The sequence below is a fragment of the Streptomyces sp. NPDC041205 genome, from assembly GCF_055591765.1.
Genome location: NZ_JBVIZH010000004.1, coordinates 310,324 through 325,808, shown reverse-complemented (window position 1 = coordinate 325,808; position 15,485 = coordinate 310,324). Strand labels below are relative to the sequence as shown.

At 72.0% G+C, this 15,485-nt stretch carries 8 protein-coding genes and 2 pseudogenes; 6 read left to right on the top strand and 4 right to left on the bottom strand.

The genetic code is table 11. The features are described from left to right. Positions 1 to 188 precede the first annotated feature (188 nt). A pseudogene (locus tag ACZ6BG_RS21230) lies at positions 189 to 419 on the bottom strand (GNAT family N-acetyltransferase); the annotation flags it as partial. Between the two features lie 190 nt (positions 420 to 609). Between ACZ6BG_RS21230 and ACZ6BG_RS21225 the strand changes: the two are divergent. After that, positions 610 to 735: a hypothetical protein gene (locus ACZ6BG_RS21225; RefSeq protein ID WP_469003576.1), complete on the top strand. Its 126-nt coding sequence runs from the start codon at positions 610 to 612 to the stop codon at positions 733 to 735. Positions 736 to 1,184: 449 nt separating this feature from the next. Here the strand turns inward: ACZ6BG_RS21225 and ACZ6BG_RS21220 are convergent, their stop codons facing one another. Beyond that, complete coding sequence (locus ACZ6BG_RS21220) at positions 1,185 to 2,549, bottom strand: S41 family peptidase (RefSeq protein WP_469004132.1); 1,365 nt, start codon at positions 2,547 to 2,549, stop codon at positions 1,185 to 1,187. A 507-nt stretch (positions 2,550 to 3,056) separates the two neighbouring features. On the opposite strand from ACZ6BG_RS21220, the gene ACZ6BG_RS21215 reads away from it, so the two are divergent. After that, positions 3,057 to 4,073, top strand: a complete 1,017-nt coding sequence (locus tag ACZ6BG_RS21215) for a CAP domain-containing protein (protein ID WP_469003574.1) — start codon at positions 3,057 to 3,059, stop codon at positions 4,071 to 4,073. A gap of 296 nt (positions 4,074 to 4,369) precedes the next feature. On the opposite strand, the pseudogene ACZ6BG_RS21210 reads toward ACZ6BG_RS21215, so the two are convergent. Then, positions 4,370 to 4,636, bottom strand: a pseudogene (locus ACZ6BG_RS21210) (tetratricopeptide repeat protein); the annotation flags it as partial. Between the two features lie 100 nt (positions 4,637 to 4,736). Between ACZ6BG_RS21210 and ACZ6BG_RS21205 the strand changes: the two are divergent. Beyond that, on the top strand, positions 4,737 to 5,264 hold the full coding sequence (locus ACZ6BG_RS21205) for a hypothetical protein (RefSeq protein ID WP_469003572.1): 528 nt from the start codon (positions 4,737 to 4,739) through the stop codon (positions 5,262 to 5,264). A 104-nt stretch (positions 5,265 to 5,368) separates the two neighbouring features. Here ACZ6BG_RS21205 and gap read toward each other — a convergent pair whose 3' ends face one another. Next, complete coding sequence (gap, locus tag ACZ6BG_RS21200; protein WP_469003570.1) at positions 5,369 to 6,373, bottom strand: type I glyceraldehyde-3-phosphate dehydrogenase; 1,005 nt, start codon at positions 6,371 to 6,373, stop codon at positions 5,369 to 5,371. Between the two features lie 124 nt (positions 6,374 to 6,497). Between gap and ACZ6BG_RS21195 the strand changes: the two genes are divergently transcribed. From ACZ6BG_RS21195 to ACZ6BG_RS21185, 3 genes are all read left to right on the top strand, one after another. After that, on the top strand, positions 6,498 to 6,971 hold the full coding sequence (locus ACZ6BG_RS21195) for a MarR family winged helix-turn-helix transcriptional regulator (protein ID WP_469003568.1): 474 nt from the start codon (positions 6,498 to 6,500) through the stop codon (positions 6,969 to 6,971). Between the two features lie 655 nt (positions 6,972 to 7,626). Beyond that, positions 7,627 to 11,343, top strand: coding sequence for a hypothetical protein (locus tag ACZ6BG_RS21190; protein ID WP_469003566.1), 3,717 nt, complete (start codon positions 7,627 to 7,629; stop codon positions 11,341 to 11,343). Between the two features lie 2 nt (positions 11,344 to 11,345). Then, complete coding sequence (locus ACZ6BG_RS21185) at positions 11,346 to 15,479, top strand: hypothetical protein (RefSeq protein ID WP_469003564.1); 4,134 nt, start codon at positions 11,346 to 11,348, stop codon at positions 15,477 to 15,479. Positions 15,480 to 15,485: the final 6 nt, after the last annotated feature.

The window sequence follows — 15,485 nt, the reverse complement described above, 5'->3', positions numbered from 1 at the left end:
GCCCCCCCGTTGCCGCATACCGCTTACCGCATCACCGCTGGAGACCCAGATGGAATCGCGTGTAGTCCGCGAACTCCGCGACCCGCTCGAAGCCCAGGCGCCCGAGCAGCGCCACGCTCCGGTCGTTGCCGTGCGTCACCCCGGCGGTAGATGTCCGTCGCCGCGAGCCGGCGCGCCGCGTGGCCGTACAGCGCCGCGCACGCGGCCGTGGCGCGGCCCGCGCCCTGGTGGGCCTCGTCGATCCAGTAGCCGGTGCCGTAGTTCGGCGGGTCGACGGCGATGAGGTCGACGCGGCCGATCAGTTCGCCGCCGAGGCGGATGCCGTAGCGCAGATCGGGGCCAGGGGCGTCGGACAGGTGCGCGCGGACCCAGGCCGGGGTGGCGCGGCTCTCTTCCTGGTAGTCGCCGAGGCGGCTCAGCTGCTGCCGGTTGCGGTCCAGGAGCGCGTAGTACGCGTCGGCGTCCTCGGCGGTCAGTTACCGCAGGACCAGGTCCGGCAGCCCCGTGGGGAGGTCGGGAACCCCGTCGCGGGGAGTCACGGAGCTCGTCACGCCACCGAACGTACGGGTGCGTGAGCCCAGTGCTCAACAGGATTACGGGGCCGGGCGGGTGACTCCCGGGCGCACGGTCCAGATCGAGCCCAGCGGGGTGAGGCCGAGGGGGCGGGCCACCGCCTGGGAGGCGTGGTTCGTACTGGTCGTGCTGGTCGTGCTGGTCGTGCTGGTCGTGCTGTAGGAGAGGACGTCCTTCGTGGGGCGTACCCGCCCCGACCAGGCCGCGACGCAGGCCCGGGCGAGGCCGCGGCCCCGGTGGTCGGGGCGGGTCCAGACGCCCGCTTCGGCGGCCTGGGCGTTGGCCGCGGGGGTGTGGGTGCGGGGGGCCGGTCCGGGGCGTACGGCTCGTCGTCGGCGTGGACGGCGGACGCACTCTCCGCGCGGACGGGGCGCGCGACGCCGGGGCCGAGTGCCCGCAGCCGGGCCCGCGGTGACCACGCCCAGGCGGCAAGCACGGTCGCGTCCCGCACGGCGGGCGGCTCCCCCGAATCCGGTACGGGCCCGTGGTCCCGTACGAGCCCGTGGATCGCGTCGACCTCCAGGGCCGGCGGCCGCGCCTCGTCCCCGATCAGCCCGCCCCGGACCGGCTCCCCCCTTCTCCACCCCACCGCTGCTCGACATCCCGGCAGGCTAACTCCGCAGGATCTTCAGGGCCTTGTCGAAGGCCGAGTCCTTGTTCTTCTCGAACTCCTCCTCCGTGAAGACCGGTTCGGTCACGTGCGGGGGGATTCCGGGGCCGTCGAAGGTCGTTCCGGACCGGGTCAGGAACTCCTCGTTCGGCAGCCACGTCCCCATGCCGCCGAAGGGCAGCCTGCGCGGCAGGATGTCCGAGAACACGCCCTGCGTGGGCTGCCCGATCCGCACGGCCGAGCCGGGCCGGTCGATCAGCGCCTGGACGAACGTCTCGCCCGCGCTCACCGTCGACCCGCCGGTGAGCACCGCGACGGGTCCCGTGTAGCGGGGCGCGGCGGCAGGCGTGACGTGGATGGGCTGCGGGCGGGTGTGGCGCGTGGGGTCGGCGGGGTCGTTGCGGGCGCGCTTGGAGTACGCGACGTAGCCGGTGTCGGTGAGGCGCCCGGCGAGATGCACGCCGAGGGCGTCCGAGCCGCCGCCGTTGACGCGCAGGTCGATGATCAGGCCGCGCAGGTTCCGCGTGCGGTCCTTGGTGAAGACGGCGTCCAGTGCCCGGTCCAGCTCGGCGAGTTGCTCGGCGTACGAGCCGCCGTCGCCCGCGTATCCGCTGAAGCCGGAGATCCGCAGATAGCCCTGGCCGCCCGGCAGGTCGGCGTAGGTGATGCGGCCCTTGGCGAAGTCCTGGACGTGCTCGGCGCCCTTCAGGTCGCGCGCGAGGACGAACTTCTTGACCCGGGCGTCCAGTTCCTCGCTGGGCGGCACCGTGCCGGACCGGCCCCGGTTGAAGAACCGGTCGCCGTATCCCACTCCGGCGTGCATGTCCTCGAGCGGGTCGAGCATCTCGGAGAAGACCGCGAGCAGTTCCTCGGGGGTGGTGTCGGCGTGCACCTTGGGGCGGTACCGGTCGCGCACGGCGTGCCAGTCGATGCCCTTGGCGGCGAAGAACGGGTAGTTCTCCTCGTACGACTGCCAGAAGACGTCGAACGCGGCCACGGGGCCTTGTGGAGCCGGTCGCGTGCAGGTGGCGGGGAGCTTCCCGACGCGCCGCAGGTCCTGGTGGCCCGTGGAGCCGTCCATGCTCAGGGTCGCCCGGTCCCGGCCGGGCGCCGTGCGCAGGGTCAGGCCGCCGCCGAACTCGGTGACGTAGCGCCCGGGGCCCGTGCGCTTCGCGACGTCGCCCTTGAGGCAACTCACGGACGTGGTCTCGTACTCCTGGAGCACGCCGTCACGTATCGACCAGATCGCAGCATAACCATCCACACGCCACAAGCCGGATGTCGGCGACTCCACCTTGGCTGCTCTCGGTACGTCCTTCGCTGGTGCGACCGCTGCCGCAACCCCCACGGTGACGACCAACCCCATGGTGAGAGTCAGGACCGTCAGCGCAGCCGTCGTTGTCCTTCGCATGTGCGTTCCTCCCGTTTCGGCGATTCCCCTCCTTCGAGAACATGTCCCGGGCGTCACATCCGAAAAACGTGACCCGGCTCTCAAAGCAATCCCTTCGCTTTCTGTTATGTCGCCCCTGCGCGCAGGATCTCCCCATCGGCGGGTCACACAGGATCCAGGAGAGGAGGGCGTGGTGGAGCACGACCGGCACAAGCCCGAGCAGCGCCCCGACCGCGCCCTGGGACGGCAGACCGTCGGCGTTGCGGCGGAGGCGACTCGCGCGCCCCACCCGCGCGTGCGCCGCGCGCACGGGGCACGGCGTGCTCCGCACTCCCACGAAGGTGCTCCTGGCCGGTCTCGCACTCGTACCCGCGCCGACGGCGGGCACCATCCACCTGACCGCCCTCACCGACCCCGGCGCGACCCGCCCACGCCGACCTCCTCATCTCCCCTTCCGACCACATCGAGGCGCTCCCCCACACCATGAATCCACAAGATCCGGCAGACCCGCTGTCCCACCCGCACCCCGCCGACTCCACGGCGCCCGGCGGCCCCTATCCGCATCACCCCGACCCGTACGCGTACGAACCGGGCACCGGCCCGGGGCAGACTTACCCCTCGCCGCACAGCGGCGACCCGCACCTGGCCGAGGGCGTCACGGCGATATCCCCGGCCGCGTCCGGCGCCCCGGGCTCCCGAGCCGAGCTGCGGCAGCGGCGCACCACGCGGCGCCGCCGGCAGGCCATCGCGGCGGGCGCGGGCATCGCCGCCATCGCGACGCTGACCGCCGTCATGCAGTGGGGCTCGGACGGCTCCGACACCCCGGGGAAGACCGCGGCCGCGGCCATGGACACGGACGCGGGCACGGGCGCGGGCACGGGCGCGGACGAGCCCACGCCGGCGAGCGAGGCACCGTCCCCCACGCCGAAGGCGAAGAAGACGAAGTCCGCGTCCCCGTCGGAGTCCGCCGAGCCGAAGCAGCCGAAGTCCGCGAAGCCCTCGAAGGAGCCCGGGAAGGCACCGGCGGCGAAGCAGGAGAAGCCGAAGCCCCCGGCGCCTGTGAAGACGAACCGCCCGACCCCGACGCCCAGGGCCCCCTCGGGCGTGGACGCGGGCTCCGGCTCGACCGCCCAGCAGGTACTCAACCTGGTCAACGCCGAACGCCAGAAGGCCGGTTGCCGCCCGCTGACCACCAACAGCAAGCTCGCCACGGCCGCGCAGCGGCACTCCGCCGACATGAAGGCCCGCAACTACTTCTCGCACACCTCCCCCGACGGCACCGACCCGGGCAAGCGCATCACCGCGGCGGGCTACCGGTGGAGCACCTACGGCGAGAACATCGCCCGCGGCCAGCAGACCGCCACGGCGGTCATGACCTCCTGGATGAACAGCGAGGGCCATCGCGCCAACATCCTCAACTGTTCGTTCAAGGAGCTGGGGGTGGGCATCGTGAAGGGCTCCGGCGGGCCGTGGTGGACGCAGAACTTCGGCGCCCGGTGACCGGGGGAACTCGGCGGGCGGTGGGCGGCTGACCTCGACACGCGATGAGCGGTTGACCTCGGCGGGCGGTGAACAGGCGCGCAGGCGACCTCGGCGGGCGGTGACCTCCGGGCCTCGGCACGCTGTGGTAACCGGCCGTCGGCCGCCACCGCACCGGCACACCGCCGCCCCCGGCCATCGCCTGGGCGACCCCAGTAGCCGGTGACGTCGGCGGCCTCGACGTCCCGGCGGCCCGCGCAGCGCCGCCGGGCGAGGGCGAGGTTCCTGCGACTGGTGGCCACCCGCTGGTGATCGGGGACGAGGGTGCGGCAGCGTGCGCTCAGCACCGCCTCGTTCTCGGCCCTGGCCTCGTCCGCCCGGCCCTGGTCCAGGAGGATCGCGGCGTGGTTGCTGCGGCTGGTCAGCGTGCCGGGGTGGTCGTCGCCGAGCACCCGCCGACGGCGCAGGACGGACGGTTCGAGGAGCGCCACCGGGACCGGCGCGGCGGCGAACGCGACACGGAGCCCGCTCCCCGACGTGCGGGCCACCGTGCCGCCAGCCCATTGGGCCCCGGTTCCGGACATCAGGGATGTCGCATTCTCCCCCTTGGAGAAAATCTGAAGAACGTGAAGAATCCGTGACCGTCCTGGCACGTAACTCGTGTGACATCCGTGAGGAGAAGCCTTGCGCCCGATCAAGTTGGCTCTGCCCCTCGGCGCCGCCGCCCTGGTGGTGGCCGCCGGAGCGGCGAGCCCCGCCGCGGCCGCGCCGGACAACAACGGAAAGGCGATGACCTGGACACTCCTGTCCGACGGCCCCAGCGGCACGGTTCAGGTGGGCGGTGGCCCGCTCAGCAACGCGTACACCGGTGACACGGACATCACCACCGCTCTCCCGGTGCTGTGTCTGAAGGTCGACAACAGTGCCGCACCCACGGGCATCACCCCCAATTTCTACGCCGGTTGGGCCCGCGGCACCGTCGCCGCGAGCAACCCGATCCGCGGCACCCGTCTGACCAGTCGCTCCGTCGCCGACAGCGTCTGCGCGAACACCTTCGGCACGGGCTGGCGGATGGCCGAGTTCCACGACGGCCGGTACGGACCGAACCTGGAGAGCTCCGGCGGCTGGAGCTACTGGGCCAAGGGCGAGGTGCCCGCGGGCACCCGCTTCTGGACGGCGATCAACGACCAGCCCGCCAACCCCTGGAACTGATCCGCCCGCGCGAAGCCGCTCCGGTCCGCTGCCCCCAGCGGCGGGCCGGAGCTCCGCCCGAGGCGCGGACCGTCCGCACCCGCGAGGAACCGGCTCCGGTGCGGTCAGAGCCCGTTGCCCACGAGGAGCGCCAGGTCCACGAGCCGGTTGGCGTACCCCCACTCGTTGTCGTACCAGCCGACCACCTTCACCTGCGGGCCCAGGACGCGCGTGAGCCCGGCGTCGAAGACGCAGGAGGCCGGGTCGCCCGCGATGTCGGTGCTGACGAGCGGGGCCTCGGTGGCGGTGAGCAGGCCCTTGAGCGGGCCCGCGGCCGCCTCTGCGTACGCGGCGTTGACCTCCTCGACCGTGGTGGCGCGCGTGGTCGTGACGGTCAGGTCGGTGACCGAGCCGGTGGGAACGGGCACCCGCAGCGAGAACGCGTCGAGGCGGCCCTGGAGTTCCGGCAGCACCAGGCCGATGGCCTTGGCGGCGCCGCTGGAGGTGGGGACGATGTTGAGGGCCGCGGCCCGGGCCCGGCGCGGGTCCTTGTGCGGGGCGTCCTGGAGGTTCTGGTCCTGGGTGTAGGCGTGGACCGTGGTCATCATTCCGGATTCGACACCGACGGCGTCGTGCAGCACCTTGGCCAGCAGGGCAAGGCAGTTGGTGGTGCAGGAGGCGTTCGAGATGACGGTGTGGCGCTCGGGGTCGTACGTGTCCTCGTTCACGCCGAGCACGATCGTCGCGTCCTCGCCGTCGGCCGGGGCGGCAATGATGACTTTCCTCGCGCCACCGTCGACGTGCGCCCGCGCCTTCGCGGCCGAGGTGAACACGCCGGTGGACTCGATGACCACGTCCGCGCCCAGCTTCCCCCAGGGCAGGTCGGCGGGGTCGCGTTCGGCCAGGACCCGCACGGTCGCGTCGCCGACGCGGATGCCCGTGGGCTCGGCGGTGACCTCGCCGGGGTAGCGGCCGAGAACGGAGTCGTACGCGAGCAGATGGGCCATGGTGGCCACGTCGCCGAGGTCGTTCAGGGCGACGATCTCCAGGTCCGCGCCGCGGGCGGCCGCCGCTCGGAAGACATTGCGGCCGATCCGGCCGAAGCCGTTGATGCCTATGCGCACAGTCATGGGGCTGTCCCTTTCTTGCGTCTACGAGGCGTGCGGCGCCCCTCGTGCGAAGGTCTGTCGAGGTCGCGGGGCGCCGACGAGAACATCATAAGCAACTTAATTAAGTGTGCGATATATTTTTGGAGTGGACGACACCATGAAGAACAGCGCGGGAGACGGCGTCGACGGCGGCCTGGACGTGGAGGCCTTCGCCGCCGCGGTGGAGAACTTCAACCGCTTCTACATCCGCCTGCCGGCCCTGGAGAAGCTGTCCTTCACCACGCTCTCGGTCCTGGACACCCTCGCCTTCGGGGACGGCCCGATGCGCCTGAGCGACCTGGCCCGCACCGAGCAGGTCAGCCAGCCCGGCATCACGCAGCTCGTCACCCGCCTCGAACGGGACGGCCTGGTGGAACGCCACCCCGACCCGAGCGACGGGCGTGCCGTGCTCGTCCACATCACCGAGGCCGGGCGCCGCATCGGCAGGTCCCGCCACGAGGACCGGACCCGCCACCTGGCCCCCCTGATCGCCGAACTGACCCCGGAGCAGCGCCAGTCCCTCACCGAGGCTCTGCCGGCCCTGACCCGCCTGGCCGAACTCGGGCGCGCCCGGCGGTGATCCGTCCCCGCACCGTCGGAACCAAGCCAATCCGCAAGTTCACCCAATGGGGTGACATGCGTGGCCGCCTGTAGACATGTGCCCCGTGGTGCCAGGGAGCCTGGAAGCGAGGCGTCTCGGGGAGGGGGCAGGCATGTGGCAAGCGGTTGCCGAACGCGGCGGGACGCGGGGCGTCCGTGATGCACGCGCACTGCCGCACGCCCGCGTTCCCGGGTCCGTGGTGCGGGTGGCCGGGTGCCTGACCTCCCCGGTCGTACGCCTTCCGAGCGGCGCGAGTCGGCCGAAACCGGCGGAGACGATAGCCCCGCGCGTGCGATAGAAAGCGTGTTGCACAAAAGGGAACCACTCGTCACGGGTCCGGTCCCCCCTCACGGGACTCACCCCACCGCACGTCCGCTCCGGCGGTCTCCCACTCAGCCACGTCTTCACGTCATCCACGTCTCCGCGCGCCGACGTGTCCGCTCCGGATCCACGCGGCTCCGCGCCTTCGCATCTCACCGAGCGTGTCCCCGAGCACGGCAGTCGTCGGCGCCGTCGCCGTCGCCCTGAGCCAGCTCTCCGACCACGCCCGTCGCACGTTTCCAGCCCGACACATGGTTCGCGTGGGCCCCGGTCCGGCCGACGTCCCACGTCCAATGTCCCACGGGGGAATCGCATGTCCGTGCCACCGTCACCTCAGCCCTACCGACTGCTGCGCGCCACCGACCTGCTCGACCTTCACTTCCTCTTCCAAGGGCTCCGCCTCGACCGCCCTCTCATCGGGCCCCGCCGCCTGATCCGCGAGGCCCCCGCCCAACCGGCCTACCTCGTCGTCACGTTCGGCCCTCAGCACGTCGCCGAACAGGCCTTCTTCGAGGTGAGCCCCGGCATCCCCGAACCGGAGCCGCCGGCCGCCCCCGGCGGCAGCGAGCCGCACAAGCCACCTCCCGTCGCCTCCCGCATCGGCGGCCGCAGCGTCCTCGTCTTCGCCGTCGGCCCCCAGGACGTCATCCCGTACACGGAATCCGGGCTGCTCACCGCCATGCGGACGCTCCCCCTGCGGGTCGTGGACGCAGCCCGGGGACCCGCCGTCGCGGCAGGACCGCGCCAGGCCATGACCAGTCGGCCCGACGACGTCTTCCAGGCGCTGCGTCTCGCCCGGACCATGGCGGAACTCTCCTCGCGGCACGGCCCCCACGGCCCCGTCGCAGCGGGCCTCCGCGCCGCGCCCGCCCCGGCGGACCCGTTCGAGCGGTCCGCGGCCGAAGCCGTCGGCCCCGGCCCCGAGAACCCCCTGGCCGACCCCGCCAACCCCCGTACCGGCATCGAACTCCCCTACCGGCTGCTCCTGTCCCCGCCCCAGACGGCGACCTGGACGCACACCACCGAACTCCCCGACCCCGACGGCCGCATCGAGCTGTGGCACACCCGGATGCCGGCGGGCGACGCCCGTGCGGTGTGGACGCGCGACACCGGCTTCAACCCCGCACAACCGCGCCCGCTGGACGGCCCCAGCGAGTTCACGATGGCGCTGACCAGCGGGGACCGATCCTCCGTCGTGCACCTGAGCTCCAACACCAACCTGCCGGACGGCTTCACACCCGCGCCCGTGAAGGTCGACAACCTCATCCTGTCGTCCCTCGGCGGCTGGCTCGACTCGCTCGGCGTGTGGGAACGGCCGCCCACCAACTTCGACGTCACGCAGTGGCGGCACCGCGCCTCCATGGGCCGCGACCACTACGTGCGCGTCATGTACCGGGGGCGGCTCTTCCCCTTCGGCCACCTCGCCGACCTGGTGAAGGTCACCGAGCGGAAGTTCGACCACGACCGCCCGGACAAGGCGGCCTACCTCAACCAGCGGTTCTTCATCATGGTCCGCGAGCCGGTGCGCGCGTACGGCTCGAGGACGGACGACGACGACCAGAAGCGACTGCGCAGGCTCTTCCCCTTCAGCAGTGTCCGGCTGCTCACCCTCGTCACGCCGGACCTGCTGCCTCCGGAGCCGATCCCCGGCCTGTCCTCCGCGGGCGGCGACCCCAACGACAAGTTCGCCTTCTTCCCGGTGACGCTTACGGAGGACCCGTTCCGGTTCCAGGTGAGCATGGTCGACATCGACGGCCGCGTCCTGGAGTTCGCCACGCCCATGGCGTTCGTGGGCAAGCGGGTGCACGAGAACACCGCCGACGTCGAGAAGATCATCCAGCACTACCACGGGCTGATCGACGACGCGCGACGGCCGGAGCCACCGGACCTCACGAGCGCCGACGTGCGACGGGTCGTCGCCGACGTACGCGGCCAGTCCGTGGCGTACGCGCCGAGCCGCAAGCCCGACGACACGACGCTGCCCACCGGCCAGTTCGTCTGGGGCGCCGTCACCACACCGTCGATCCTCGCCCTGGACCCCACCGAACACCCCCGGTTCCTGCCGACGGTGCGCTGGGCGCGGGCCGTCGTGCCCGCGCTGAGCCAGTTCACCACCGGCTTCGGCGGTGACCAGACGCAGTCGGTGTTCTATCCCGAGCCGTACGTGACCAACGCCTTCACGGAGGCGAACAAGGCGCAGCTGTTCATCGAGCTGGCCGAGCCCGTCGACCTGACGTTCCGCAACGGCGGGCAGACGGCGGGGGCTCTCGCCCAGCCCAACTTCCCCGTGGCGGGGCTCTCCCGGCTCACCGGCCCGGTCGCCGCGACCCCCACCACCGCCCTCGGCTCCGAGCCGGGCGCCGGACCCGGCGTCGACAAGTGGGCCAAGCTCGCCCAGGGCCGGTTCAATCCGCTGGACTTCTTCGGGCAGCTGTCCGGGGCGAAGCTGTTCGGGATGTTCCCGCTCACCGAGATCATGAGCGAGATCGGCCTGGACAACCTCAAGGCGCCGAACTTCTTCACGGCGACGGTCGACGCCGTCACGGGATTCCTCAACGACCTGCGCGGGCTGCGCGATCTGCTCGCCTCGGTCGAGGAGCAGTTCCCACAGATCGCCGACCAGGTCATCCGGGTGACGGACGCGGCGGCGCTGTTCGCCGAGACCCTCGTCGAGTTCATCACCAGCCATCTGGAGCAGGACCCCGACCCGATCCCCATCGGCGAGGTCGAGAACGCCTTCAACGCGTTCTCCGAAGCGCTGACCGCGCTGCGCGTCGCCCTGCCCGCCGCCGTGGACACCGGCGTGCGGCAGCTGCTCACCCGCATCGCCGAGCAGGCCGCCACCTGGGACAGCGCCGTCGGCCAGGCACTCGCGCTGAAGAAGGCGATCGAACTCGCCGCCCTCGGCACCAAGTTGCCGGACGTGGTCAACTCCCGGCTGCAGTGGCAGCCCGACATCAAGCCCTGGTCGCCGGACAAGCCGACGCCCACCGACCCCGAGCACGCCGTGTTCTGGCCCTTCGGCAAGCTGACGCTGGTCGCCGACCTGCGCGGCTCGCTGCGCCCGGACGTGCCCCAGGCCGCGGACGTCTCCTGCACGCTGGACAAGTTCCAGCTGCGCATGGTCCCCGGCTTCGACGCGATCGTGCTGAAGTTCGACCGGATCCGGTTCGGCATGCGCGCCGGGCAGAAGCCCGACGTCGAGGTGAAGTTCGGCGGCATCGACTTCGTGGGGAACCTGGCGTTCGTCCAGACCCTGCGGAACATCATCCCGCTGGACGGCTTCAGCGACCCACCGGCGATCACCGTCGACGGCTCGGGCATCCACGCGAACTTCTCCATGCAGCTGCCGAACGCCGCCGTCGGCGTCTTCAGCCTGGAGAACCTCTCCCTGAACGCCGCGCTCTCGGTGCCGTTCATCGGGGACACACCGCTGCAGGCCGGGTTCTCCTTCTGCCGCCGCGAGGCGCCGTTCCGGCTGACCGTGTCGATGCTGGGCGGCGGCGGCCACTTCGGGATCGTGCTGAGCCCGAAGGAGATCGCCGTCCTGGACGCCGCCCTGGAGTTCGGGGCCGCCGTGTCCATGAACTTCGGTGTGGCCAGCGGCAGCCTGTCGGTGATGGCCGGGATCTACTTCCGGCTCGAACTGACCGGGGGCCCCGGCTCGCCCCGCAACAAGGTCAAGCTCGTCGGCTATCTCCGGGCGCGCGGCGAGGTCGACGTCCTCGGCATCGTCTCGGCGTCCATCGAGCTCTATCTGGAGCTGGGCTACGAGGACGGCTACGCGGTCGGCCGGGCCAGCCTGACCATCAGCATCGAGATCGGCTTCTTCGAGACGTCGGTGACGATCCGCTGCGAGAAGCGGTTCGCCGGGAGCGGCGCGACGTTCGCGCTCGCCGGTGGCGCGGCCGCCCCGGGCATCGCCCCGCCGACGTTCACCGACCTGATGTCCCCGTACGTGGACCCGGTGACCGGAGCGCGCGTCGACCCCGTCTTCGACTACTGCACGGCCTTCGCGGAGGTGGCGTGACCATGGACAGCATCCGATGGACGGTGCTCCCGGACGGCGTGGTGGAGGGCGACGCGGTGCGCGTCTCGGTCCTCGTCAGCCCCAGCCTGTCCGGGATCGACACGCTCGCCGGCTCCGGGTACTTCGTGAACTGGCCGGACAAACTCACCCGACTGCTGCCGGGCTTGTGGCTGGAGTTCGACAGCCCCGCGGGCACCGTCGTCAAGCAGTGGCAGCCCACCGGCCGCTACGCAGCGGCCGACGCCACGCTGTGGCAGGCCCTGTTCTCCCCCACCACCTTCGTCCGGCGGCCCGAGGACCCCACCGCGTTCGCCGCGGCCGAGCGTCGCACGCTGCGGTCGTACCCGGGCAAGCTCGTGCACGACGAGGTGACGGGGGTGTACGAGGCGGTCGCCGTGCACACCACCCGGAACAGGCTGGGGGCGCACTGGGCCCGCGAGGAGCGGATGCTGTGCGAGGAGCCGCCGACGGACCACCGCGGCTGGGAACTCCCGTCGGTGTACCGGATGACGGACATCATCTCCCAGCAGGTCCTCGACCTCGGCCAGAACGTGCAGACCGGGTTCGCGGCCGTGGAGGAGGCGCTCGAACCGCACGGTGACGGCCCGCGGGCGGCGGCGCCCGAGCACGAGCCGCGCTTCATGAACCGGCAGAGCGACGTGTACACCGACGAGGAGAAGCGGCGGATGCTGCCCCTCGCCGAGGCGGCCCGCTTCTACGAGCGCGGCAAGGAACCCGCCCCGCTCGCCGACGAGCCGGAGCACCGGGTGGACTTCCACGAGGCGTGCGGCCTCATCGGCGACTACCCGGAGCTGCAGCGCAGATTCGGTCTCGTCGTCGACCTGCGCTTCACGATGCCGTCGGGGGTGGCCGACGGGGCGAAGGTCCGGGTGCTGTTCGACGACGGCGTCACCGGCGACGCCCAGCTCAACGCCGACGGCAAACGCCCCTGGACGAGGATCCGGTTCAGCCGCGGCAGCGTCTTCGAGGCCGCCGAGGAGACCCCGGGGGCGCTGACCGGCCGGGTCCTGAACCTCGGCGACCCCGAGTCCTGGCACCTCACCGAACTCGACGTGGACGGCGCGGCCCTCAAACACATCGACTACGCCCGCTCCATCGACAGCCTGCGGAGCAGCGGCCTGCCCTCCGGCATCGGCTCCGTCGCCCAGCAGGTGACGGGCACCGGTACCCCCGCTGCCCGGGGCTCCGGCATCACGCTCCTGCACACCGACAGGGACCGGCAGCTCGCCGGTCTGATCGGCGCCGACGTCCGCCGCCGCACGGCGGCCGCCGACGCCCACCTGACCGCCGAGAGCCTGGTGCGCGGCTATCGGGTGGACATCGGCGCCGTCGACCCGGCCACGGGTCTGGTGACGCAGTGGCGGTCGCTGCTGCGACGCCGGGGCCGCTACGCGATCCGCAGGCCCGGGCAGCCGCCCGTCGAGATCCAGGTCCGCCCCGACGAGGGCACCGTACGAGCCAGCGTGGTCACCGAGGACGGGGCGGACGACCGTCAGCTGTACGGCCACCAGGCCGTGTTCGGCTGGCACGGCTGGAGCCTCGCGGCGCCCCGTCCCGGCCGCACCATCGGCCTGGGCGACGCTCCGGAGGAACCCGATCCGCCGGTCTCCCCGGATGTGCCGCTGGACACCAAGTTCACCCCGGAACCGGGCTCGCTGCCCGCGCTGCGCTACGGCCGGACGTACCGGATGCGGGCCCGGGTCGTCGACCTCGCGGGCAACAGCCTGGAGCACACGGCCAGTACGCAGGAGGCCGTGCACTCGGAGGCGATCACGTACGGCCGCTGGGAGCCGGTGCCGCAGCCGGTGGTGCTCCCCCTGCTTCCGTTCAACGAGGGCGAGTCCACCGAACGGCTCGTCATCCGCAGCACGGTCACCGACGACGGCCGGGAGATCTCCACCGACGAGTACGTCCTGTGGCGCTCGAACGTCCCCGACCACAAGGCGCACTCCGACGTCGACGGCCTGGACCGGCGGTACAAGGCCATCGCCGAACGTCATCTGGCGCCGCCCAAGACCGCCCTGCAGATGGCCGAGGAGCACGGTGTGTTCGACGCCGCGTTCGGCGCGGGGAAGCCGGAGCGGCTGCGCAAGGAGTACTTCACCGTGGCCTCCCGCGAGGCCGGCTCCTTCCTGGACACGGTGGTGCGCGACCCCGAGTGGCCGTATCGGGAGCACGACCTGCTGCGTGAGGACAGCATCCACGTCGCCAAGCACGACGTGCACGATCCGCTGCCCCTCACCCCGCTGCCGCTGCCCCGGCGCGGTGCGGGGCTGGAGCAGGGCGAGTTCGTGGTGCACGACTGCGACCAGCTGATCCTGCCCTACCTGCCGGACGTCCTCGCCGAGGGCGTCATGCTGCGCGGCCTGCCGGGCGACCGGGAGAACCGCAAGATCCCCTTCCCCGGGCCGTGGCCGCAGGCGAAGCCGTTCAAGCTGCGCGTCCTGGAGGGCACCGGGGAGCCGCACTGGCACGACGGCGTCATCGAGCGGGTCCTCGAGGTGTTCCTGCCCAAGGGCGAGATCGCCAAGGTCCGGCTGAGCTGCTACCTGGACGCGGCGAAGCTGCCGCTGCTGCGGCAGTGGAACCTGCTGACCGCCTCGCAGTTCTGGACGGACCTGCCGGAGCGGGACAAGACCTTCGTGACGCGCGCCAGCGCCGACGGCGAGAACTGGATGCTCACGCCCTGGGTCGAACTGACCCTGGTGCACGCCGTGGAGAAGCCCGTGCACCCGCCCGAGCTGAACGGCCTCGGGTCCACCCGGGAGGCCGAGAAGACGGCCGCCCTGCTGACGGGCGAGCTGACCAGCCACGCCGAGAGCAGCGGCCATGTCGAGCTGGACGCGCACTGGAGCGAGTGGCTGGACGACGTCACCCAGGCCGCGCCCAGCCGCGTCGACGGCCACACGCACCTGGAGGACATCACGCTGGCGTACACCGACGACGTGGAACCGGTCCGCCGCACGCACGAGTTCGGCGACACCCGGCACCGCAACGTCCGCTACACCCCGACCGCCGTCACCCGCTTCCGCGAGTACTTCCACCCCAGCATCACCCAGGACCGGAGCAAGGTCATCCGCGTCGGCCCGACGCACGCCCCGCTGCCGGTGCCCAGTTCCCGCAGGCCCGAGCCGCCGGTCGTGGCGTACGTCGTGCCCACCTTCCGCCGCGGGCGAACCGTCGACCACCAGCGCCTCACGGTCACCCAGCGGCGCACGACGGCCGGGCTCCGGGTCTACCTCGACCGGCCGTGGTACTCCTCCGGCGACGACGAGATGCTCGCCGTGGTCCTCGACCCGGGCACCGACCTCAAGGATCACCTCGCCACCCGCTGGGGCGTCGACCCCGTCTGGTCGGGCACCGCGCCGCTGCCGAAACCGGCGGCCGCGCACTTCCCGAACGCGGAGCGGCGACCCACCGGGCTGCGCCTCGCCGAGTCGCCGGACTCCGCGCCGGTCCTCGTCGACGCGGTGGCCTTCACACCGAAGTACCACCAGGAGCGACAGCTCTGGTACGTGGACATCGATGTGGACTTCGGCGCCGTCGCCGGTGCGGCGGCGTACTTCCCCTATCTGCGCCTCGCCCTCGCCCGCTACCAGCCGTACTCGGTCGATCCGCTGCACCTGTCGAAGGTCGAGGTAGCGGAGTTCGCGCAGGTCCTCCCGGAGCGCACTCTCACGGGCCGCCGGGAGGGCGATCGCCTCGACATCAAGCTGACGGGCCCGGCGACGTTCAACGAACTCGGTGAGATCAGCGGCACCGGCGCGAGTGCGGCGGCGGCGAGCCGCCGTGTCGTGGTGACCCTGCAGAGCCGGGCGAGCCTCGGCGAGGACGACATGGACTGGAAGCAGGCCGCCGCCCCGGTGGACCTCGCCTGCCGGGCCGAGGGGGGCGGCTTCGTGTGGAGCGGCGGCGTCCCCGCGCCCGGCGGCCAGTTGCTGACCCTCTACCGGCTGCTGGTACAGGAGTACGAGCTGTACCGCACCGACGAGGACACCGCCACGGACACCGTCACCGTGAACGGCCGGCCCGTGGCGGCGGCCCGCCGCCTCGTGCACGCCGACTACTTCGGCCTGACCGTCGGCCTCCTCGGCCGCCTCGACTTCGAACTGTAGGAGGAC